The following is a 22,872-nucleotide window of genomic DNA, read 5'->3' as shown; positions in this document are numbered from 1 at the left end:
TCGGAAGGCCCCGTCAGACTCAACCGAAGGTCACCTCGTCCAAGGCCGCCAGCATGTCGTCGTCCAACAGCCCGAGGTCCTGGCCCACCCCCAGCCCGGCGGGCTGGTCGAGCAGGTCCCGCAGCAGCCGTTCGCAGGCCTCGAGCCAGGCGGCGATCTCGTCGTCGGCGTGGCAGGCGGGCGAGTACTTCACCGAGACCTCGAGCTCGGCCCCGATCGCCTGCGCCGCGATGTCCACGAGCCAGCGCCGCCGGGCGTCGTCGCCCTGCGCGGCCCCGAGCGAGTCCGGCACCGCGCGCACGGCCGCCGCCTGCGCCTGCGCCGTGTCGAAGGAGCCGAGATAGTTGAAGCTCACCTGCCGCTCCGGCAGCGCCGCCAGCGGATGCGACGGCGGGCACAGGCCCGCGTGCCGCAGGAGGCCCCATTCGAGATCGCGGCCGCGGGCCGCCTCCAGCGCCGCGCGCGTGGCGCGCAGCCCCTCCGCCGGCCCCGTGCAGGCGCCGAAGTCGAGCCGCATCGGCGTGATGGCGGTGAACCATCCCACCGTCTGCGACACGTCCGCCGGCATCTCGCGATCGAGGCGGCCGTGGCCCTCGCCGTCGAGCACGACGCAGGGCAGGCCCATCCACTCCCCGAGGCTCCAGGCCACCGCCGTGAGCAGGACCTCGTGCAGGCTCGCGTCGCCCAGCCGCGCGAGCGACGAGGTCGGCACCCGGATGCTGCGGATCGTCGTGTCCGCGTCGCGCAGCGCCCGCGCGTCCGCCGGGCCGGGCAGGCGCCCCGCCGGTCCGTCGAGCCGGGCGAGCCAGGCGTCGGCCAGCGCGCCGGCGTCGATCGTCGCGGCCCTGCGGGCGAGCCGCGCGGCGTAGTCGATGTAGCCGATGCCGGCGACGGGCGCGGGCGCCGCGGCGGCCGCGGGATCGAGCAGCGCGCGCAGTTCCTCCTCGACGACGCGCCAGGAGACGCCGTCGACCGCGCCGTGGTGGATCACGACGAGCAGCTCCGCACCCTCCCCGTTCGGCGCGGGCCGGTACGAGGCCGCGACCAGAGGGCCGGAGCGGATGCCGAGGCGCCCGTGCAGGCGCCGCTCGACGGCGTTCCAGTCCTCGACGACGACGCCCTCGCCCTCCGGCGCGATCTCGAAGAGCAGGCTCGCCGCCGCGTCCTCCTCGCGAGAGAGCCGCCAGCCCGTCTCGGCGTCGCCGAGGAGGCGCAGGCGCAGGGCGTCGTGGCGCGTCACCAGCGCGAGGAGCGCATCGCGCACCGCGTCCGGCCCGATGCCGGCCGCGAGCCCGTAGCGCATGCTCATGCTGAAGGCGTCGCGATCGGCCTCGCTGCGCGTGCCCGCGAGCCACCAGGCGAAGATCGGCGGCACCGGAACCGGTGCGCCGTCCCAGGCCGGCGTCTCCTCGGCGGGCGCGGCGAGACGGTTCGTGCGCGCGAGGTCCGACAGGAGCGCGCGCACGGTCTTGTGCTCGAACAGGTCGAGGGGCTTGAACGCGAGCCCGATCGCGGTGGCGCGGGCCACCGCCTGGATCGCGCGGATCGAATCGCCGCCGTTGGCGAAGAAGTTGTCGTCGGCGTCGAGCTCGGGCTGGACCAGGATCTCGCGGAAGACGGCGAGCAGCGCCTCGACCTGGGCGGCCGAGACCTGCGGGTCCGCCGCCGCGCCGGCGGCCCGGCAGTGGATGCGCGCCTCGTTCAGGCCGAGCCGGCGGGCGAGGCCCGCGCGGTCGCTCGTGCCGGAGACGTCGAGGCGCGCCCGCAGCCGCTCGGGCGGGGCGAGCGGCATCACCGCCTCCCCCGCGGCATGGAGGCCGAGGAGGACGTTGGGCGCGCCCGCCTCGAGCGCGAGGTGCAGCGAGCCGAGCGCCTGGGCCGGCGCGAGGCTGTCGAAGCCGCGCCGGCGCGCCAGCGCCCGGATGTCGGAGGAGGCGCCCGCCGCCATGCCGGTGCCCTTCCACAGGCTCCAGTCGAGGCACGCCCGGCGCGCCCCGCCGGCGCGAGCGGCCCGCGCGGCGACCGCCGCCTGCCAGGAGCAGGCCGCGGAATACTCCGCGAAGCCCGTGCCGCCGAAGTAGCCGTTGACCGAGCCGAAGCCGATCACCGGGACGTCCCGGCCCTCGGTCGCGACCTCGAGCGCGTGGGTGCCGCGGATGCGCAGCGCCGCTCGGGCGAGCGCGCCCTCCGCCGCGTCGCCGCCGGCCATCCCGCCTGCGACGGATCCCTCGCCCGCGAGGTTGAAGACCGCGTCGAGCGGCCCCTCGGCGCAGGCTTCCGCCAGCAGGCCGGCGAGCGCCGCGGCGTCCGTCACGTCGCAGCGCGCGTAGGCGATGCGCCCGCCCGCGGTCTCGGCGACCGCGCGCAGGTAGCCGAGCACCTGCCCGCGCCCGCCCTCGGCGGCCGAGCGGCCGACGGCGACCACGTCGGCCCCGAGCACGCTCAGGAGATGCCGGCAAAGATGGCTGCCGACGCCGCCGAGCCCGCCGACGACGACGTAGCGCCCACCCCGCCGCAGCGGCGCGGGCGCGGCGGGGATCTCGGTGGCCTCGACGAGGCGCAGGCGCGGCACGAGCCGCCGTCCGCCGCGATGGGCGACGCGCAGGGCATCGCCCGGTTCGGCGACGAGGTCTCCCGGGCCGGCGCCGTCGACGAGGGTCGTGCGCAGCCGCGGATGCTCCTGGCCGAGCGTCGCCGCGAGGCCGGGCAGCACGGCGTGGCCGAGCGCCGCCTCCGAGCCGTCGAGGTGGCCGTCGAGGTGGCCGTCCACCTGGAGCGCGCCGACCGTGGCGAGGACGACGAGCGGCGCGTCCGGCAGGCTCTCCGCCGCCCGGCACAGCGCGCGCCAGCGGGTGCCAGCCGTCTCGAGCACGGAAAGCGCCGCCTCCGGGTCGTTCGGCGCGGGCGCGTGGGCGAAGGCCGCGCAGACCACGCGGCGCAGCGGCGCGAGGGCGGCCGCCGCCGCCAGCAGGCGGGCGACGTCGTCCGCGTCGGCGGCGTCGAAGCGCGCCTCGCCCTGCGCCGAGAACCCGGCGAAGGGCGCGCCGGCGCGGGCGCGCAGTCCGCCGGGGAGGGCCTCGGGCAGCGCCGTGGGCGCGTCGAGCCAGAGCACGCCGGCGGCGTCGCGGGCGGCGGGGACCTCGAGCGACGCGGGCACCCAGCCGGGCACCCAGGTCGAGGCGGGCACCTGCTGGCGCTCGCCGATGCCGCGGGCGTTGCGCAGGGTGATCCGGTCGGCGAAGTCGCCGGCGAGGAAGCGCTCGGAGAGCGGGTTGCGGCGGATCTTGCCGATGGCGGTGCGCGGCCAGTCTTGCGGCGCGAGCCTCACGCAGGCCGCCGGCGACAGGCCGTGCTCGGCGGCGAGCGCCGCGTCGATGGCGGCGGGATCGTCCTCGACGCCGTCGTCGAGGGAGTAGAACACCACGAGATCGTCGCCCGCGGCGTCGGCGCGGCGGATGCCGATCGCCGAGCAGGCGCCCCGGCGGATGCCGGGCACCGCCTCGATCGTGGCCTCGAGCGCACGCGCCGCGTGGTTGAGGCCGTTGATGATGACGATCTCCTTCTCGCGGCCGGTGACCACGAGCTGGCCGTCGGCGACGAAGCCGCAATCGCCCATGCGCAGCCAGCCATCGTCCGTGAAGGTGTCGGCATTCGCCTTCGGGTTGTTGTGGTAGCCGGCCATGATCTGCGCGCCGCGCACCTCGATCCGGCCGACGACGCCCTCCGGCACGGTCCGCCCCTGCGCGTCCACCACGCGGCAGCTCGTGCCTGCGAAGGGCACGCCGACCTCGGCGAAGCTGCTGCTCTCCCCGGGCAGGCCGCGCCGGGCGGGCGCGTCGAGGGAGGCGTCGCAGAGCCAGTGCACGCCGCTCGCCGCGCCGGCGATGAGCCGGTGCGCGCCGATGCAGGCGGAGGTGGTCTCGGTCATGCCGAAGACGGGCTTGATCACGTCGCCCGGCAGGCCGTGGGGCGTCAGCAGCGCGAGGAAGCGCTGGTTGCCCTCGAAGCCCACCGCCTCGCCGCCGTTCTCCCACAGCTTCACGCAGCCGAGGTCCCAGGAGCCCGCCGCGATCTCGGCGGCGCGCTCGGCGAGCATGTTGAAGCCGAAGTTGGCCATCCACAGCAGCGACACCCGGTGCCGGTCGACGAGGTCGAGCATGCGCACGGGATCGGACAGGATGAAGTCGGTGGCGACGTGGATCTGCGTGTTGGCGCGGCACAGGTCGCGCATGTGGTGCTGGACGAGGCCGCCGACGTGGTCGATCGCGAGCCAGTTGAGCGAGGTTTCCACCGGCCCGAAGCCGAAGGCCTCGCCCACCGCCCGCGACAGGCTCACCAGGTTCTCGTGCGTGAGCACGACGCCCTTGGGCGCGCCCGTCGAGCCGGACGTGAGCAGCATGAGCGCCTCGCGCGCCGGCGAGAAGGCGCTCGCCGGCAGCGGCTCGGAGGCGCGCGCGTCGTCGATGCAGAGGACCTCGGCGGGGAGCCCGCGCGCCGCGAGCGCCGGGAGCATGCGTGCGACGTGCGCGCGGCTCGCCAGCACCGTGCGCCGGGAGAGCATCGTGCCGGGCCCCAGCAGGTGCCAGAGCGGGTTCGCCGGCGCGTCGAAGGGGGTCGCCGGGGTGAGCGGCAGCGGGATCGCACCGATCAGGATCGCGGCCCAGATGCCGGCGAAGAGGTCGGCCGGGCGCTCGCAATGGACGATCAGCTCGTCGCCCTGCGCCAGCCCCTGGGTCCGCAGGAAGGCGGCGACGCGCGCGGCGTCCTCGAGCAGCGCCGCGTAGGAGAGCGCGGTCTCGGCACCTGCGCCGTCGACGAAGAGAAGGCCGCGGTCCGCCTCGGCGGCGACCAGCAGCCGGTCGATCAGGTCGTCGGAGGAGACGGTGAAGGCCGGCCCGTCGATCTGCGCGGGGCGGCGCGCCGGATAGGTCGGGCCGGGCGTGACGAAGGCGTCGGGCAGCTCCAGGTCCGGCGCGGTCTCGACGTCGAAGCCGGGGCGCAGCCGCACCGGCGCGTCCGCGCCGCCGAGCCCGGCCTCGCAGCGCGCGAGGAGCAGGGTGTCGGGCGGGGCGATCGCGAGAAGGGCGGCGGCGTCGACCTCGCCGCTCGCGAGGCGCGGCAGCGACGGAACGACCGCGGACGAGAGCGGCGCGGCCCAGGACGGCAGCGCGCGCTCGAGCGCGGCGAGATCGACGTCGGCGCCCGGCGCGAAGACGACGATGCGCTCGTCGTCACCGCCGGCGTCGCGCACGAGGGCGACACCGCCGGCGATCCCCGCATCGGCGAGCGCCGCCGCCAGGAGGGCGGGCGCGAGCGGGCGTCCGTGGAGGCGGCGCGGCGCGCCGGCCGCGAGATCGATCTCGACGAGCCCCTCGGCGCGCTGGCGCGCGCGCAGGTCGGTGCGCAGCTTGCGATCGGCGGGGGAGGTCAGCGCGCAGAGCGTCTCCGCGCGCTCGGGCAGCACGCCCGAGAGCGCGAGCACGCCCCAGGCGTTCTCCGGCAGCGGCCGACCGGCCTCGTTGACGACGCGATGGCGGTCGAGCGGGCGCACGCGCGCGCCGCTCCCGTCGCAATGGGCGATGACGAAATGGTCGCCGAAGCCGTGGGCGAGCGGGACGGGCACGCCGGCGGGCGCGGCGGCGCCCCAGCTCACGAGCGCGCCCCAGCCGCGGGCCGCGGCGGCGTCGAGCCGGTGCGCGGGCGCGGCGAGGAGCGCGTCGGCGCGCGGCGCGAGCGCGGACGTCTCGGTGGCGAGCGTGACGAGGGCGCCGGCCGCGAGCGCCTGCAGCGCCAGCGGCAGCCAGGCGTCGGCGCGCCAGTCGCACAGGATCGAGACCGCGGCCGGGGCGGCCTCCGGCAGCGGCAGCCGGCCCAGCGTCGCGAGCGGGTGCGCGACCGCGCCGACGAGGTCCTCGCGCACGACGAGCCCCGCCTCGAGCGTCGCGGCCGGCGTCTCGGACGCGTGCACCGCGCCGCCGCGCAGCACCAGCCGGCTCGCGCCCCCGGTCGCGCCCTCCCCGCCCGCGGCGCCGAGCACCGGCACCGCGCCGCAGGACCAGGCGGCGAGCGCGCTCACGAGCGCCTGGAGCGGCTCGGCGTCGGCGATCGCCACGAGCTCTCCCGGCGCCGGGCGGAAGGCGGCGAGCGTCCGCGCCCGCGCCGCGGCGCGGGCGGCGAGGTCGCGCGGGCTCACGCCGTTGGCACCGCCATCGGCGTCGAGGGCCTCCAAGCGCGCGAGGAGCGCCGCCGCGAGGCCTGCGCCGTCGCCGGCCGTCGCGAAGAGGGTGGACCAGCTCGCGGGCGAGGTCGTCGTCGTGGGCGAGGTCATGCGGGCACTCCCAGCTCGGCATCCGTGCGCGGCACGGCGGCGGGCACGGCACCGCGCTTCAGCGCGACGGCGGATCGCAGCCAGTTGGCGAGGAAGGCGCGGTTGTTGGCGCGCCAGCGGTTCACGGGGGCGTCGACATCGTAGTTCTCGGGGAGCTTCGGCGCCTTCCCCTTGGCGAGCGCCGCCCGGTACTCCTCGGAGAGGCGCTCCGTCGGGTAGTCCTGATGCCCCTGCAGCATCAGGAAGCGCCCGTCGGCGGAGACGACGGTGGTGTGGCCGCTCGCCGCGCACCAGTCGAGCGGCACGAGCGTGCCGTCGGTGACCGCCGCCTCGAAGGCGACCGGCTCGAGCTGCGCGTAGCGGCTCTGCGGCAGCCAGAAGCGGTCGTCGAGCCCGCGCATCAGCGGGTGGCGCGGGGCGACGTTCGTCATCTCGAAGACGCCCGACACCTTCTGCGCGAAGTGCTGCTTCTCGATGTCGAAGAACACCTTGCCGACGACCTGCGCACCCCAGCAGACGCCGGCGATCGAGCCGACGCGGCCGGCGGCGTCGCGAAGCGTCTCGACGATCTCGTCCCAGTAGCCGGCCTCCTGGAAGACCGGGTTGATGTCCATCGCCGCCCCGGTGAGGAGCACCGCGTCGCAGGCGTCGACGTCGGTGTCCTCCCAGAACCGGTGGGTGCGTGCGAGGATCTCCGGGTCGCTGGAGCGGTAGGGGTGGTTGCGCACCCGCACCCAGTCGATCACCGTGCCCTCCGGCAGGACCTGGTCCATGTAGTCGAAGTAGACCTCCGCCTGGGGCATCAGGTTGATGATGGCGAGGCGGGCGGGGGTGTTGCGGTCTGCGATGGTCATGCCGGCACCTTCTCGGAAGCGTTGCGGACGTCGTTCGCGGCGAGCGCCGCGCGGACGTGCCGCGCGACGAGGTCGGGATGGGCGCGCACGAAGTAGTGGTCGCCCGGCAGCCGCTCGAGCGCGCAGCGCTCGGCGAAGAGTTCCCAGGCCCGCCAGTCGCTCGCCCAGCTCTCGGTGAGCGGATCCTCCTCGCCGATCAGGCAGGTGAGCGGCGTCGCGAGCCGCGGGGCGGCCCGGGTGACGCAGTCGCGGAAGTAGCGGCGCGCCGCGTTGCCGTCGTGGCGCAGGAGCCGCCCGATCGCCCGCGCCTCGTCGGGGCGGATGTCCTCGAAGCCGCCGAGCGAGGCGAACTCGCCGGCGAGGTCGAGGTCGGAGATGCCTGCGAACAGCTCGCCGTCGGGTTCCTGGGTCGCGCCGCTGGGGTAGGCCGCCGCGACGACGAGGCCGCGGACGTTCATCCCCGCGTCCTCGAGGCGCCGGGTGATCTCGGTGGCGAGCGCCACGCCGCCGCAATGGCCGTAGACCACGATCGGCCGCTCGCCGAGCATCCGCGCCGCCTCGAGCACCCGCCCGCCGATCTCGGCGACGGAGGCGAGCGCCTCGTCGGAAGCGTCGTGCTCGTGGCCGGGCAGGCGCACGGAATAGACCGTCATCGCCGGCGAAAGCGCCTCGGCCAGGCCCTGGTAGACGCCGGCATGACCGCCGCCGTAGGGCACGCAGATCGCCACCGGGTCGTCCGCGCTCTCGCCGGGTCCCGCGGCGAGCTCGGCGAGGATGCCGCCCTTCGCGCCGCCCTCGAGGTGCTCCGCGACGGCGCGGATCGTGCGGTACTGGTAGAGCGCCGTGATCGGGACCGGCGTGCCCGGCAGCTGGCAGGCACGCAGCGCCTTGAGCGAGTTGCCGCCCATGTCGAAGAAGCTCGTGCGCACGTCGATCGTCTCGGGCGCCAGGGCGAGCACCTTCGCCCAGTGGTCGGCGAGACGCCGCTCGAGGTCGCTCGCCGGCGCCTCGAAGGTCTCGGCGGCGACGGCGAAGTCGGGCGCCGGCAGGTTGGCGCGCGAAACCTTGCCGTTGGCGCTCAGCGGCAGCGCGTCGAGCCACACCAGCGCCTCGGGGACGAGATGCTCGGGGACCCGCCGGCGCAGCCAGGCGCGGATCTGCGCGAGTTCCGGCCGCTTCGCCTCGTCGCTCGCCGGGACGACGTAGGCCGCCAGACGGCGCACGCCGGCGAGGTCCTTGGGCGCGGAGACGATGCAGGCCTCGATCGCGGGATGCTCGCGCATCACCGCCTCGATCTCGCCGAGCTCGATGCGCACGCCGCGGATCTTCACCTGGAAGTCGATGCGCCCGAGCAGCTCGATGACGCCGTCCGCGCCGAAGCGGGCGAGGTCGCCGGTGCGGTAGAGCCGCTCGCCGGGAACGCCCGGCCAGGGCGAGGGCACGAACTTCTCCGCGGTGAGCGCCGGGCGGTCGAGGTAGCCCGCCGCCATGCCGACGCCGCCGAGCAGCAGCTCGCCGGGCACGCCCACGGGGACCGGCTGCATCGCCTCGTCGACGATGTAGGCCGTCTGGTTGCCCATCGGCCGGCCGTAGGGGATGCTCAGCCACTCCTTGCGCACCGTGCCGACCGGGTAGGTCAGCGAATCCACCGACAGCTCCGTCGCCCCGCCGGCGGAGACGACCGCCGCGTTGGCGAAGACGGCGCGCACGCGGTCGGGCTGGGTGAGCGGGATCCAGTCGCCGTCGAGCACGGTCAGCCGCAGCGAGGCGCGGCGCGCGGCGGCGCCCTCCTCCGGCTCGTCCTGCGCGGCGTCGAGCATGCCGTCCATCAAGGCCGGCGCAGAATGCCAGAGCGTCACGCCCTCCTGCGCGATCAGGTCTAGCCAATGCGCCGGGTCCTTCTCGCGGCCCGCGGCGGGGAAGACCAGCGTGCCTCCGGAATGCAGCGTCCAGAACAGGTCGCAGACGGAGATGTCGAAGCTCAGCGACGAGACGCACAGCGTCCTGTCGTCGGGCCCGATGTCGAACATCGCGCAATAGTCTTCGACGTTGTTCACCCGGCCACGGTGGTCGAGCATCACGCCCTTGGGCCGGCCCGACGAGCCCGACGTGTAGATCACGTAGGCGAGCGCCTCGGGCGGTACGACGCGGTCGACGGGGGTGGCGGGGAAGGCCTCGATTTCGGCGCGGGCCGCCTCGAGGTCGATCACGACGGTGTCGAGCCCGGCCACGGCGTCGACGCCCTTGCCCCAGCCGAGCACGAGCCCGAGGCGGGCGTCCTCGGTCATGGTGCGGATGCGCTCGGCCGGGTAGCTCGGGTCGAGCGGCACGTAGGCCGCGCCGGCCTTCATCACCGCCAGCATGGCGACGACGGTGGCCGTCGACTTCTCGGTGCACAGCCCGACGAGGTCCCCGGGCGCGACGCCCTTGGCGACGAGGGCGTGGGCGAGCCGGTTCGCGGCGGCGTCGAGCTCGGCGTAGGTCATGCGCCCGTTGCCGGCGACGAGGGCCGGCGCGTCGGGGGTGACCCGCGCGTGATGCTCGGCGAGGCCGTGCAGCGTGCGCTCGATGTCGTAGGCGCGGGCGGTGTCGTTCCAGCCGCGCAGGATCGTCTCGCGCTGGGCCTCGGAGAGGACCGGGATCTCGTGCAGGCGCCGCTCGGCACCCTCCGCGAGCGCGACCACGAGCGTCGCGAGCTGCTCCAGCATCGCGTCGGCGATCGCGTCGTCGAGGCGGTGACGGTAGTGGGTGAGCACGAGCATGATCTCGCGGCCGGGGAAGGCGCGGATCGCGAGCGGGTAGTTGGTCGGGCCGGTCCAGCCGTAGTCGGTGAGCCGGATGCCCTCCCAGCTCTCGGTGTGGGCCTCGTCGAGGGGGTAGTTCTGGAAGCTCAGCAGCGTCTCGAACAGCGGCTTGCCCCGCTCGAACGACGACATCTCCTGGATGCGCCCGAGCCCGCAATACTGGTGCTCCTGGCACTGGAACAGGTTCTTCTGGATGCCCGACAGCCAGTCGCCGACGCGCGCCTGAGGATCGAGCGTCACGCGCAGCGGCATGGCGTTGATGAAGAGCCCGACCATGGTCTCGACGCCGGGCAGCTCCGGCGGGCGACCGGCGGTCGTGGTGCCGAATATGACCTCGCCCTCGCCGGAATAGGCGCCGAGCAGCCGCGCCCAGGCGCCGTGGACGAGGGCGCTGAGCGAGACGCCGAGCCGGCCGCAGGCGGCCTGGACGGCCGCGCTCGTCGCCTCGTCGAGGACGACGTCGCGGATGCGCTCGGTGCCGGAGCCGCCCTCGTGCACGCCCTGGCCGCGGTCGACGGCGAGCTTGGTCGGCGTCGTGACGCCGCCGAGATAGTCGCGCCAGAAGCGGTCGTCCGCCTCGTGGTCGCGGCGGTCGAGCCAGGAGATGAAGTCGACGAAGGGCCGCGCCGGCGCGAGCGCCAGCGGCGCGCCGCCGCGCGCGAGGGCCGCGTAGCAGGAGAGCACCTCCTCGAGCACGAGGCCGAAGCTCCAGCCGTCGAGCAGGATGTGGTGGTGGCTCCACACGAAGAGCGTCTCCTCCGCGCCGATCCGGCGCAGGACGAGGCGCATCAGCGGCGCACGGGCCATGTCGAAGCCCTGCTCGCGGTCGGCGCGCAGGAGGTCCTCCCAGGCGGCCTCGACGTCGTCGCGCCCGCGCCAGTCGGCGGCGTCGAGCGCGATCGTCACCTTGGCGCCGACCACCTGGACCGGCACGCGCGTGCCCTTCCAGGCGAAGGCGCTGCGCAGGATCGGATGGCGCGCGATCACCTGGTTCCAGGCCGCCTCGAAGGCGGCCTCGTCGAGGGGGCCGCGGATCGTGGCGCGGATCTGCTCGAAATAGGTCGGCTCGCCGGGATGGCTGAGCGTGTGGAAGAGGAGCCCCTGCTGCAGCGGCGTCAGCGGATAGGCCGCCTCGACGTTGGAGGGCTGCTTGCGGGTCGCGGTCTCGGGCATGGCCGTGCTCCTCAGGCGTGGGCGAGGGTCGGACGGGGCGCGGCCGCGCGCGGCCGGCTCGCGTAGGGCAGCGGGAAGGCGCCGGCCAGCGCGCGCACCTCGTCCTCCACCGAGGCGCGCACCGCGTCGGGCAGGCGGAAGGGCGCGTCGGGCACCGCCGTCGTGGCGCGCAGGACGAGGTCGAGCAGCTCCGCGCACAGGCGCATCTCGTCCGAGCCCATGCCCCGCAGCGAGACCGTGTTGGTGCCCAGCCGCACCCCGCTCGCGATGCGCGCGCCGCGGGCGTCCGAGGGGATCTTGTTCTTGTTGACGAGGATGCCGCAGGCCTCGAGCACCCGCTCCGCCGTCTCGCCGGTGATGCCGTCGGGCACGCGGAAGAGGACGATGTGGTTGTCCGTGCCCCCGCTGATCACGTCGTAGCCGCGCTGCATGAGGTCGGCGGCGAGGATGCGGGAATTGGCGAGGATGCGCTGCGCCCGCTCGGCGAACTCGGGGCGCTTGAGCCGCCCGAGCGCCACCGCCTTGGCGGTGATCGTGTGCACCTCGGGCGAGCCCTGCATCATCGGGAAGACCGCGCTCTGGATGCGCTGGGAGAGGGTGCGCTTGCCGTCGTCGCTCGGCGTATCCGCGTCGCGGCCCATCAGGATGAGCCCGCCGCGCGGCCCGTAGAGCTGCTTGAAGGTGCAGGTCGTGGTGAAATGCGCCGCGTCGATCGAGTTCGGATGGAGCCCCGCCACGATCAGCCCGGCGATGTGGGTGACATCGGCGAGCACCAGCGCGCCCACCTCGTCGGCGATGGCGCGAATGCGGTCGAAATCGATGGCGCGGGTGCAGGAGGTCGTGCCGCAGACGATCAGCTTGGGGCGATGCTCGTGGGCGATCTCCCGCATCTGCGCGTAGTCGACGCGGCCCTGCGCGTCGATGCCGTAGTGGCGCACGTCGTAGATCCGGCCGCTGAGATTCACCGGCGAGCCGTGGGTGAGATGCCCGCCCTGGTCGAGCGCGAGCCCGAGGATCGGGTCGCCCGGCTTCAGGAAGCAGGCCATCACGGTGTGGTTGGCGAAGCTCGCGCAATGGGCCTGGACGTTCGCGTAGCGCGCGCCGAAGGCCTCGCAGGCGCGGGCGATCGCCAGCCGCTCGGCCTCGTCCACGAACGTGCAGCCGGCGTGGTAGCGGTTGCCGGGATAGCCCTCGGCGGTCACGTTGACGATGCTCGCGCCCGTCGTCGCCATGACGGAGGGATGCGTGCCGCCGACGGAGGCGACGAGGGAGAGCGTGCGCATCTGGCGCTGGTGCTCGGCCTCGAGCAGCTCGAAGATCGCCGGATCGTCGTCGTGGAGGCTGTCGATGCCCTGGGCGAGGTAGCGCGCCAGGCTGCTGTCGAGGCCGGTCTCGTCGAGAGGTGCGTGTGCGGGCATCACCATGCCTCCTCTTGCATGAGCGTTTCGATGGGTTCGTCGGGGGTGGCGAGGCCGGCCTGGAGGAGGTCGGTCCACTGGCGCCAGAAGCTGCGCACGGTGGCCTCCTCGAAGAGGCCGGTGCGGTAGGCGAAGATGCCCTCGAGGCCGCCCTCGGCGTCCTCCCAGAGCACCGCCGAGAGGTCGAGCCAGGACACCTGGTCCTGGAGCTGGACCGGCGTCGCCGCGGTCTCGCCGAGGCGGAAGGGCTCGCGGCCGGCGGGGCCGCCGCCCTGGAGCGAGAGCAGGGTCTGCACCAGCGGCGGCCGGCTCGCGTCGCCGGCGACGCCGAGGTCCTCGACCATGCGGTCGAAGGGGTAGCGCGCGTGCGCCATCGCCTCGGAGAGCGCGCCGCGCACCCGCTCGAAGAGCGTGCGGAAGCTCGCGCCCGCGGTGTCGATGCGCAGCGGCAGCGTGTTGATGAAGCAGCCGGGGATGCGCTCGGCGGCGGCGTGGGAGCGCCCGGCGACCGGCACGCCGACGACGAGGTCGGTCGCCTGCGAGACCCGCGAGATCCAGGCGACGTATCCGGTGAGCAGCCAGGCGAACAGCGTCCCGCCCGCCTGCCGCGCGGCCGCGCGCATCGCCGCGACCTCTTCGGCGGGGATGGCGAGCGCGAGCCAGGCGCCCTCGTGGTCTTGGCGTCCGTCGTGCGGGAAGTCGGTGGGCAGCGGCAGGTCGGGCGCGACGCCCGCGAGCCGGCGCCGCCAGTACTCCCGATCCGCCGCCATGCCGGCGCTCGCGTCCTGCGCCGCCTCGAAGGCCGCCCAGTCGTGGAACTGGAGCGCCGGGGCCGCGACGGCGCGGCCCGCATAGTCGGCCGCGATCTCGCGCAGCAGCAGGTCGAGGGACCACTCGTCGCAGATCGCGTGGTGCAGGACGAGCTGGAAGAAGCCGCCCTCCGCGCCCGCGCCCGGGATCAGCACCGCGCGCCAGGCACCGACCGCGCCGAGGTCGAACGGCCGGGCCGCGTGCGCGGCGAGGCGCGTCTCCGGCGTGCCGGCGGCCTCGTCGACCTCGAGCGCAGGTCCCGGCTGGTCCTCCGCCCTGATGACGAGGCGCCCGTCTTCCAGCACGAAGCGGCTGCGCAGAATCGCATGTCGCGCCGCAAGGCGCTCGAGGGCGCCGGCGAGCGCCGTTGCGTCGACCCGACCGGAGAGGCGGAACGTGGCGGTGACGTTGTAGGCGCCCGAGTCGGGAGCCATCTCCTGGAGCATCCACATCCGCCGCTGCGAATGCGTCGCCGGGGCCCGGTCGCGCCCGGGCTCCGCCCGCGGGCCTTCGGGTTCCACGGCCTCGGGGAGGGCGTCGCCCCGCGCCGCCTCGACGAGGCCGGCGAGCGCGGCGATCGTGGGATTGTCGTAGAGGTCGTCGACGGTGAGCGCGAGGCCGAAGCGCTCGCGCACGGCGTTCTCGAGCTGGACGTGCATCAGCGAATCGCCGCCCAGATCGAAGAAGTCGTCGTTCCGCGACACCGCGCTCGCGCCGAGCAGCCGGCACCAGATCGCGGCGAGCCCGCGCTCGACGGCCGAGCCGTCGGCCTCGGCCAGCCACTGCGCCTCGTCCGGCTCGGCCGGTCCGCGGCGCGCGTTCAGCACGGCGGCCAGCGCGCCCAGCGTCGGGTGGTCGAGGACGTCGTCGAAGGCGATCGGCAGGCCGAGGCGGGCGCGCACGGCGTTCTCGAGCTGGACCTGCATGAGCGAGTCGCCACCCAGATCGAAGAAGTCGTCGTCGGCGGAGATCGTCTCGGCGCCCAGCAGCTCGCGCCAGATCGCGGCGAGCACCGTCTCGACGTCGTCGTCGGCGGGGGCGTCCGGCTCGGGCGCTTCCGGCGCCGCGGGCGCGGGGACCGCGGCGGCCGCGACGACCGGCTGTTCGACCCAGCAGCGCACCGGGTCGAACAGCGCGGTGGGCACCGACACCCGCCGCCCGTAGCCGCCGACGAATCGCGCGAGCGTCTCCCAGGCGATCGGCACGCCGGCGCGGTAGAGCGCGCCGACGAGGTCGAGGAGCGCGCGGCGGGGCTCGCGCGCGGTGTCGAGGCGCACGAGCGTGCCCATGCGCGGCTCGAGCGCCGCCGCGGTGCTCTGCGCGAGCGTGCCGTCCCACGGCACGACGAGGGCGAGCGTCCCCTGGATCGAGAGGCTCTCCAGCGCCCGCGCCAGGCGGCCGGGATCGAGCGGCGTCGGCGCGGGCGTGGTCGCAGGCAGCGCCGCGCCGGTCTTCACCGCGTCGAGGACGGCGTTGCCGACGCCGTGGCCGATCATGCTGCGCGTCGAGAGGCCGGCCGCGGCGAGCGCGCGCATCACCACGAGCCCACCGTGGAGCGGATGGCCCGCGCCGGGGACCTCCCCGAGCGCGGGGAAGGCGGCCGTCCAGGCCGACGCCCGCGCCGCGTCGAGCGGGCATTCGTGCCCCAGGAGGAAGGTCGGCGCGCTCTCGCCGGGGATCGCCCCCCCGCCGGCGCCGTCCGCGATCGCGCGCAGGGCGGCGACCGCCTCGGCGGCGTCCGCGGCGACGAACGCGGCGCGGAACGGCCCGTGGTCGCGCCCCGTGGCCTGGACGAAGGCGAGGTCGGCGAGCGCGACGCGACCGGCGGCGAGGTGGTCGGCGAGGCGCGCGGCGTGCCGGCGCAGGGCCGCCTCGGAGGTCGCCGAGACCGGCACGAGGAGCGGCAGGCCCGCCTCGGCGGTGGCCGGCGCGTCGTCGGCGGGCGCCTCCTCGAGCACGAGATGCACGTTCGTGCCAGTGATGCCGAAGGCGCTCACGCCGCCGCGCCGCGGGCCGACGGAGGGCCAGGGCAGCGTCTCGCTGGAGAGCACGAGGGCCGAGCCCTCGGTCTCGAGCAGGGGGTTGGGGGTCTCGAAATGAGCGGAGGCGTAGCGCCGCCCGCGCTCCAGCGCGACGACGAGCTTCGTCAGGCTCGCCGCGCCCGCGGCCGAGTCGAGGTGGCCGATGTTCGACTTGAGCGAGGACAGCGCGCAGAAGCCCGCGCGCGCCCCGCCGCGACCGAAGGCGTCGTCGAGCCCCTTGTACTCGATCGGGTCGCCCAGCTTCGTACCGGTCCCGTGGGCTTCGATCAGGCCGATGGTCGCCGGGTTGACGCCGGCCGACGCCCAGGCGGCGCGCAGGAGCTCCGCCTGCGCGACCTGGCTCGGCGCGGCGAAGCCGTTCGAGCGCCCGCCGTCCTGGTTCGTCGCGCCACCGAGCACCACGGCGCGGATCGGGTCGCCGTCCGCCTGCGCCGCGGCGAGAGGGCGCAGCAGGAAGAGCGCCCCGCCCTCGCCGAGGCCGGTGCCGTCGGCGCCGGCGTCGAAGCTGCGGGCGCGGCCCCGGGCGGAGAGGATGCCCTCGTTGCCGGGGATCGTGGCGAGCGGCGGGCGCGGGAACAGGCGCACGCCCCCCGCGAGCGCCCAGTCCGCCTCGCCGCGCTGGAGCCTGCGCACCGCCTCGAGGATCGCGGCGAGGGAGGACGAGCAGGCGGTGTTGAGGCATTGCGCCGGCCCGCGCAGGTCGAGCTCGTGGGCGATGCGCCCGGCCTGCGCGGCGGTAAGCAGTCCCGAGACCATCGGGGCCTCCTCGCGGGCGAGGAGCGGCGCGTAGTCCTCGGCCGCCTCGCCCAGGATCACCGCCGTGCGGCTGCCGCGCAGGGCGGAGAGCGCGCGGCCCGCGTCCCAGATCGCCTCGCAGGCGAGCGTCAGGAGGAAGCGCTGCTGCGGATCCATCTGCCGCGCCTCGCGCAGCGACATGCCGAAGAAGCGCGCGTCGAAGGCGTCGATGCGCTCGAGGAGCGCGCATTCGGCGAGCGCGACGTCGGGCGCGCGGCCGCCGTCACGGGCACGGGACTCCGGCACCGGGCCGACGCGGTCCTCGCGGTGCTCCAGCATCTCGGCGAAGGCGTCGAGGTCCGAGCCGGCACCCGGGAGGGCGGCGGCGAGGCCGACGATGGCGATGGGCTGTGCGAGCGCGGCGGTCATGATCGGCCTCACAGGCGGAAGGTGAAATCGAGGGCGTCCTCGGCCTCGACCGCACCGGCGGTCTCGAGCGCCGCGGCGATGTCGGCGACCGTGACGAGCCGGAACAGGTCGATCGGCTTGAGCGCGCCCTTCCAGCGGCGGTCGAGCGCCTCGTGCAGCCGGATCATCAGGAGCGAGGTGCCGCCCAGCGCGAAGAAGCTGTCGTTGCGCCCGATCGCGACACCCGGCAGGAGGTCGCGCCAGATGCCGCAGATCTCGTCCTCGACGGGCCCGCGCGGCCGCTCGGCCTCGACGTCGGCGACGCGCGGCCGTGCGGCGGCGACGAGCGCCTTGCGGTCGAGCTTGCCGTTGCGGGTGAGCGGGAAGGCGTCGAGGCGCTGCACCCAGGCGGGCACCATCCAGCCGGGGAGCTTGCGGGCGAGGCCTGCGTGCAGCGCCGCCGGATCGAGCGTCTCCGGCCCGGCGACGAAGCCGACGAGGCGGCGCTCCTCGCCAATTCCCGCCACGACGATGGCGGCGTCGCCGATCGCCGGGTCGAGGTCGGCGAGCACGTGCTCGATCTCCCCGATCTCGATGCGGATGCCGCGCAGCTTCACCTGCTCGTCGATGCGCCCGACGAAGGCCAGCGTCCCGTCCTCCCGGCGCCGGACGAGATCGCCCGTGCGGTACATCCGCGCCCCACGCCGGTCCGAGAACGGGTCCGGGCGGAAGCTCTGCGCCGTGCGTCCCGGCTGGCCGAGATAGCCGCGCGCGACGCCGTCGCCGCCGACCCAGAGCTCGCCGATCATGCCGTCCGGCACGGGGTTGAGCCCCTCGTCGAGGACGTGGACGCGCGTCCCCGCGAGCGCCTCGCCGATGCCCGGCGCGACCTCGCCCGCCTGCGGCAGGCAGCGCCCGGCGGTGGCGCACACGGTCGTCTCGGTCGGGCCGTAGCCGTTCCAGATCCGCTCGATCGCCGACCAGCGCTGCACGATGTCGGGCGGCAGCGCCTCGCCGGCGAAGGTGACGTTGCGCAGCACGTGGCCGCAGTCCGGCGAGACCATCGCCATGTTGGACGGCGGCAGCGTCAGATGCGTGATGCCGCGGGCGACGAGCGTCGCGGCGAGCGGCGCGCCGGGGAGCAGATCCTCCGGCGGCGCGAGGTGGAGGCAGGCGCCGGTGAGGAGCGCCATCACGAGGTCCCAAACCGCCGCGTCGAAGGTCGGCGGCGCGTATTGCAGCACCCGGCTGCCCGGCCCGGTCCCGTAGGCGTCGCGGTGGAGCACCCGCAGCTGCGCGAGGCCGCGATGGGTGACGAGCACGCCCTTCGGCCTGCCCGTCGAGCCCGACGTGTAGATCAGGTAGGCGAGGTGGTCGGGCGACAGCGCGGGGACCGGCCGCGGGCCGGGGCGCGGCGCCGCCGGCTCGTCGAGGCGCAGCGTGTGGCGCACGCGCGCCGAGAGCCGCGGCGCGCCGTCGGCGTCGGTGACGAGCGCGGCGATGCCGGCGTCCTCGACGATCAGCTCGAGGCGCTCCTGCGGCAGCGAGGGGTCGAGCACCAGGAAGGCGGCGCCCGCCTTGGCGATCGCGATCGTGGCGAGGACGCTCGCGCGCGACTTCGGCAGGAGCACCGCGACGCGGTCCTCCGGACCGATGCCGCAGGCGGCGAGCCGGGCGGCGAGGCCCTCCGCCGCCGCGTCGAGGTCGCGGTAGCTGGTGCGCCCGTCCGGGTCCTCGACGGCGATCGCGTCGGGCGTGCGGGCGACCTGCTCGGCGAAGAGCGCGGGCAGCGTCGCGGGCTCGGGCGCCGCGATCTCGCGCGCGTCCGCCGAGGCGGTGGCGCCGGCGGGCGTCAGAGGCAGGGCGTGCAGCGCCCGGGCCGGCGCGCGCACGGCCTCGCCGAGCAGCGTCTCGAAGCGGCTCGCGAAGGCCTCGATCGTGCGCGGCTCGAACAGGTCCCGGCGATAGTCCCAGGTCGCCGTCCAGCCCTCGGCGTCGCGGCCGATCATCAGCGTGACGTCGTACTGCGTGTCGTGGGGCGGGATGTCGACGGGCGTGAGCACCAGGCCCGCCGCCTCGCCCTTGGTCGCGAGGTCGCCGTTGAAGACGAGCATCGTCTGCACGACCGGGGTGTGCTCGATCGCGCGCGGGACGTCGAGCTCCGAGAGGATCAGCTCGAAGGGCGTCGCCTGGTGGCGGTAGGCGTCGAGCGCCCGGGCCTGGACCTGCGCGACGAGCGTCTCGAGCGAGGGCCGGCCGGAGAGGTCGGCGCGCAGCGCGAGCGTGTTGAGCAGGCAGCCGACGAGCGACTGCGCCCCGCGCATGTCGCGGTTTGCGATCGGCGTGCCCACGACGACGTCGTCCTGCATGGACAGGCGCGACAGCAGCGCCTGGTAGACCGCGAGCAGCCCCGTGAAGGTCGAGGCGCCGGCGCGCCGGGCGATGGTCGCGAGGGCGTCCACCGTGCCCGCGTCGAGCCGCCGCAGGAGACGCCCGCCCGAGAAGCGGGTCGCGCCGGCCGGCGGATGGTCGAAGGGCAGCTGCAGCCGCTCGGGCAGCTCGGCCAGCGCCTCGCGCCAATAGGCGAGCTCGCGGGCGCGCCGCGCCGGATCGTCGAGGAGGCGCCGCTGCCAGAGCGCGTAGTCGAGTGCGGACGGGACGGGCTCGGGGTCCGCCGCGGGCGTGGCGCCGGCGCGGGCTGACTCGTAGGCCTCCCAGAGCTCGCGCATCAGAACGTCCACGGACCAGGCGTCCGCCGCGAGGTGGTGGATCACGAGGGCCAGCACCGCGCGGGTCGGCTCGCGCACGAGGATCCAGCGCGCCGGGGATTCCGTCGTCAGGTCGAAGGGAGTGGCGAGCGCCTCGCCGAGCAGCGCGTCGCGCGCCGCCTCGTCGTGCACCGTGGCCTCCTGCAGGAAGGCGCGGTCGTCGGGACGGGCGAACTGCCGCAGCGTCCCGCCCGCATCCTCGGCGACGCGCAGGCGCAAGCCCGCATGGCGGCGGGTCAGCGTCCCGATCGCCGCCCGCAGAGCCCGCACGTCGAGCGGCCCGTCGATCGCGGTGCCGACGCCGATGTTGAGCATCGTGCTGCCGGCGCGCAGCCTGTCGACCATCCAGATGCGCTCCTGCGCGTAGGACAGGGGCGCCGGCCCGTCGCCGGCCATCGCCGCGAGCGGCGGCGCCTCGGCGGGCGCGGAGGCCGCGCGCTCGATTCGCGCGGCGATGGCGCGCACGGTGCGCAGGCCGAACATCTCGGCCAGCGTCAGGCGCACGCCGAGCCGGTCCTGCACCAGCGCGATCAGGCGCATGGCCAGCAGCGAATGGCCGCCGCACTCGAAGAAGTCCGTGTCGCCGTCGACCGCCGTGGCCCGGGTCAGCTCGGCGACGATCTCCGCCACCTGCCGCTCGCCGGGCGTGATCTCGACGACGCGCTCGGGCGCGACCTCGACCGGCGCGGGGAGCCGGGCGCGGTCGATCTTGCCGTTGGCGTTGAGCGGGAACGTCGCGAGCGGCACGTAGCGTGCCGGCACCATGTGGGCCGGCAGCGCCCGGCGCAACGCGTCGCGCACGGCGCCCTCGGCCGCGCCGCCCGTCCAGTAGATGGCGAGCTGGCGCGAGCCGGCGACCTCGCACACGGTGACGATCGCGCGCTCGACGCCCGCCACGTGCTGGGCGACGCTCTCGATCTCGGGCGTCTCGATGCGGAAGCCGCGCAGCTTGATCTGGTGATCGTTGCGGCCGAGATAGCGCAGGTTGCCGTCGGGCTGGAGCGCGACGCGGTCGCCGGTGCGGTACATCCGCCGGCCCGGCAGGAACGGGTCGGGCAGGAAGCGCTCGGCGGTCAGCGCCGGGCGGCCGAGATAGCCGAGCGCGACGCCGTCGCCGCCGAGGAAGAGCTCGCCCGCCGCGCCCGCGGGCACGGGGCGCAGACCCTCGTCGAGCACGTAGCCGTTCGTCCCGGCGATCGGGACACCGATCGAGGGCTCGGCGCGGTCGTCCGCGGCGATCTCGGCCCAGGTCGAGTAGGTCGTGTCCTCGGAGGGTCCGTAGAGATTGCATAGCCGCACGTCCGGCAGCCGGGCGAAGACGGCGTCGCACAGCCGCCGCGTCAGCGGCTCGCCGGCGAGGTTGACGACCTTCGTCGCGGGCGCGAGGGCGCCGAGCTGGGCGAGCTCGGTCATGGCCGAGGGCACGGTGTTGATCAGGCTCGGCACCGGCTCGGGGCGGTCGACGAGGTCCATCGCCGTCTCGGCGAGCCGGATGGCGCCCCCGAGCGACAGCGGCAGGAAGATCTCGAAGACCGAGAGATCGAAGCACACCGACGTGCTGGCCAGCACGCAGGCGATCTCGTCGGGCGCGAACTGCGTGCGCGCCCAGCCGAGGAAGGCGCGCAGCGCCCGGTGGGGGATGACCACGCCCTTGGGCCGGCCGGTCGAGCCCGACGTGTAGATCAGGTAGGCCGTGCCCGCCTCGTGGCGCGCGGGCGCCGCGACGAAGCCGCCCCCGGCCGCGGCCGGAACCGCGGCGAGGTCGAGGAACGCGCTCGTCCCCGCGGGCAGCGCAGCACGGGTCGCCGCCTCGCAGACGATCAGCGCGCAGGACGCGTCGCGGGCGATGTAGTCGAGGCGATCGGCGGGATAGGCCGGGTCGAGCGGCACGTAGGCCGCGCCGCGGTCGAGCACGGCCAGCAGCGTCGCCACGAGATCGGGCGTGCGCCGCAGGCAGACGCCGACGAAGTCGCCCGCGCCGATCCCGCGTGCCGCGAGCGCGTCTGCGATCGCCGCGACCCGGCCCGCGAGCGCGGCGTAGCTCGTCCGCGCGCCGTCGTGGTGGATCGCCGTCGTCGCCGGCATGTTCGCCGCGACCGCGGCGAAGGCGGCGACGGGATCGATCGGGTCGAGCGGGACGTCGGCGCGCAGGAGGCCGGCGCGCAGCAGCCGGTCGGCTGCGCCCGCGGTGTCGATGGAGGCGATCGCGGCGTCCGGGTCGTCGGCGATCGCGGTCATGATCCGCTGCCAGCTCTCCAGCATGCGCCCGGCGAGCGCCTCGGAGATCGTGTCGGCGCGGTGCTCGAGCGCCGCGAACAGCCGCTCGCCCGGCTCGGAGGGATGCGACGGGCGCACCTTCACGCGGTCGATCTGCAGGAGCACGTCGAACTTGGGATGGGCGTTGCCGACGAAGTGCCAAGCGGTCTCGAGGCCCTCGAAGGCGGGCACCGTGCAGACGTCGGGCTGGACGACCAGCATCGCCTGCGGCGGGCCCGCCTCGAGCCGCGCGAGCAACCGGTCGAAGGGCACGGCGCCGGTCTCGAAGGCGGCGGAGGCCGCATCCCGGACGCGCACGAGAAGCCGGGCCCAGCTCTCGCCGGCGCGCGCATCGACGGGCACGACGACGGTGTTGAGCGCGACGCCGTAGGTGTCGGCCTCCGTAACGGGGTCGCGGGTCATGAAGGGAAGCGCGACGGCCACCGACGCCTGCCCGGAGTAGCGCCCGAGCAGGACGCCCCAGCCGGCGAGGTAGAGCATGAACTTCGACACGCCGATGCGCCGGGCGAGCGCGTCGAGCCGCGCCTCGAGCGCGGCGGGGATCTCCGCGCGCACCGTCCCCGCGGAGGGAAGCCGCCGGGGCTGGCCGTTCGCGGGCAGGTCGAGCGGCGCGAGCCGTCCCTCCAGCGCCCGTGCGGCCCGCTCGAGGTCGTCCTCGTGGGCCGGCGAGGCGAGGTAGTCCCGCTCGCGGGCGACGAGCGCGGCGTAGTCGCCCGCCCGCGGCGCATGGGGCACCCCGCAGCGGATCGCGTCGTAGGCCTCGCCGAGTTGCCGGAAGAACAGCGCCGACGACCAGCCGTCGCTGACGATGTGGTGGACGCTCAGGACGAGGAGCCGGTCCTCGCTCGGTCGATCGCCCTCGAGGTCGAGGAGATGCGCCCGGAACAGCGGGCCGTTGGCGAGGTCGAAGCCGCGCGCGCTCTCCGCCCGCAGCCAGCCGTCGACCTCCTCCGGGGCGACGCGGTGGCGGGAGATGCCGGCGGGGACGTTCGCCGCGGCGCGCTCCGTCTGCATCAGCACGCCGTCGGCGAAGCCGAAGGTCGCACGCAGCTGGCCGTGCGCGGCGAGGAGCCGGCCGAAGGCCTCGCCGAGCGCCGCCGCGTCGAGCGCGCCGCGGATGCGGATCGCCTCCACGACGGTGTAGGCGCCGCTGTCGGGGGCCAGGCTCTGGAGCACCCAGAAGCGCTCCTGCGCCGATGTGGCCGCGAACGTCCTGTCGGTCATCGTCGCGCTCCTCGTCCGGAGGTTCCGGTCA

The 22,872-nt window shown here is 75.3% G+C and carries 6 protein-coding genes; all 6 read right to left on the bottom strand.

Annotation, left to right across the window (positions count from 1 at the left end; genetic code table 11):
* Positions 1 to 19: 19 nt before the first annotated feature.
* From AB9M23_RS02005 to AB9M23_RS01980, 6 genes are read right to left on the bottom strand one after another with little or no spacing between them, the layout of a single operon-like run.
* Positions 20 to 6,328, bottom strand: a complete 6,309-nt coding sequence (locus tag AB9M23_RS02005; RefSeq protein WP_372422071.1) for an AMP-binding protein — start codon at positions 6,326 to 6,328, stop codon at positions 20 to 22.
* Complete coding sequence (locus tag AB9M23_RS02000; protein ID WP_372422069.1) at positions 6,325 to 7,182, bottom strand: homoserine O-acetyltransferase/O-succinyltransferase family protein; 858 nt, start codon at positions 7,180 to 7,182, stop codon at positions 6,325 to 6,327. Before AB9M23_RS02000 ends, AB9M23_RS02005 begins: the two co-directional genes overlap by 4 nt.
* Positions 7,179 to 11,159, bottom strand: a complete 3,981-nt coding sequence (locus AB9M23_RS01995) for a non-ribosomal peptide synthetase (protein WP_372422067.1) — start codon at positions 11,157 to 11,159, stop codon at positions 7,179 to 7,181. The genes AB9M23_RS02000 and AB9M23_RS01995 overlap by 4 nt, the downstream gene beginning before the upstream one ends.
* Positions 11,160 to 11,170: 11 nt before the next feature.
* A complete protein-coding gene (gene glyA, locus AB9M23_RS01990; protein ID WP_372422065.1) occupies positions 11,171 to 12,577 on the bottom strand; it encodes a serine hydroxymethyltransferase in 1,407 nt (468 codons plus the stop codon).
* Positions 12,577 to 16,593 carry a condensation domain-containing protein gene (locus AB9M23_RS01985; protein ID WP_372422063.1) on the bottom strand — a complete coding sequence of 1,339 codons (4,017 nt, stop codon included), beginning with the start codon at positions 16,591 to 16,593 and terminating at the stop codon, positions 12,577 to 12,579. Before AB9M23_RS01985 ends, glyA begins: the two co-directional genes overlap by 1 nt.
* A gap of 8 nt (positions 16,594 to 16,601) precedes the next feature.
* Positions 16,602 to 22,841 (bottom strand): non-ribosomal peptide synthetase, encoded by a 6,240-nt coding sequence (locus AB9M23_RS01980; protein ID WP_372422061.1) that lies wholly within the window; start codon positions 22,839 to 22,841, stop codon positions 16,602 to 16,604.
* Positions 22,842 to 22,872 lie beyond the last annotated feature (31 nt).

Origin of the sequence: Salinarimonas chemoclinalis (genome assembly GCF_041514305.1) — a bacterium.
Lineage (GTDB): Bacteria > Pseudomonadota > Alphaproteobacteria > Rhizobiales > Beijerinckiaceae > Salinarimonas > Salinarimonas chemoclinalis.
Note: the sequence above shows the minus strand (reverse complement) of the source record. Positions and strands in the feature narration are given on the sequence as shown.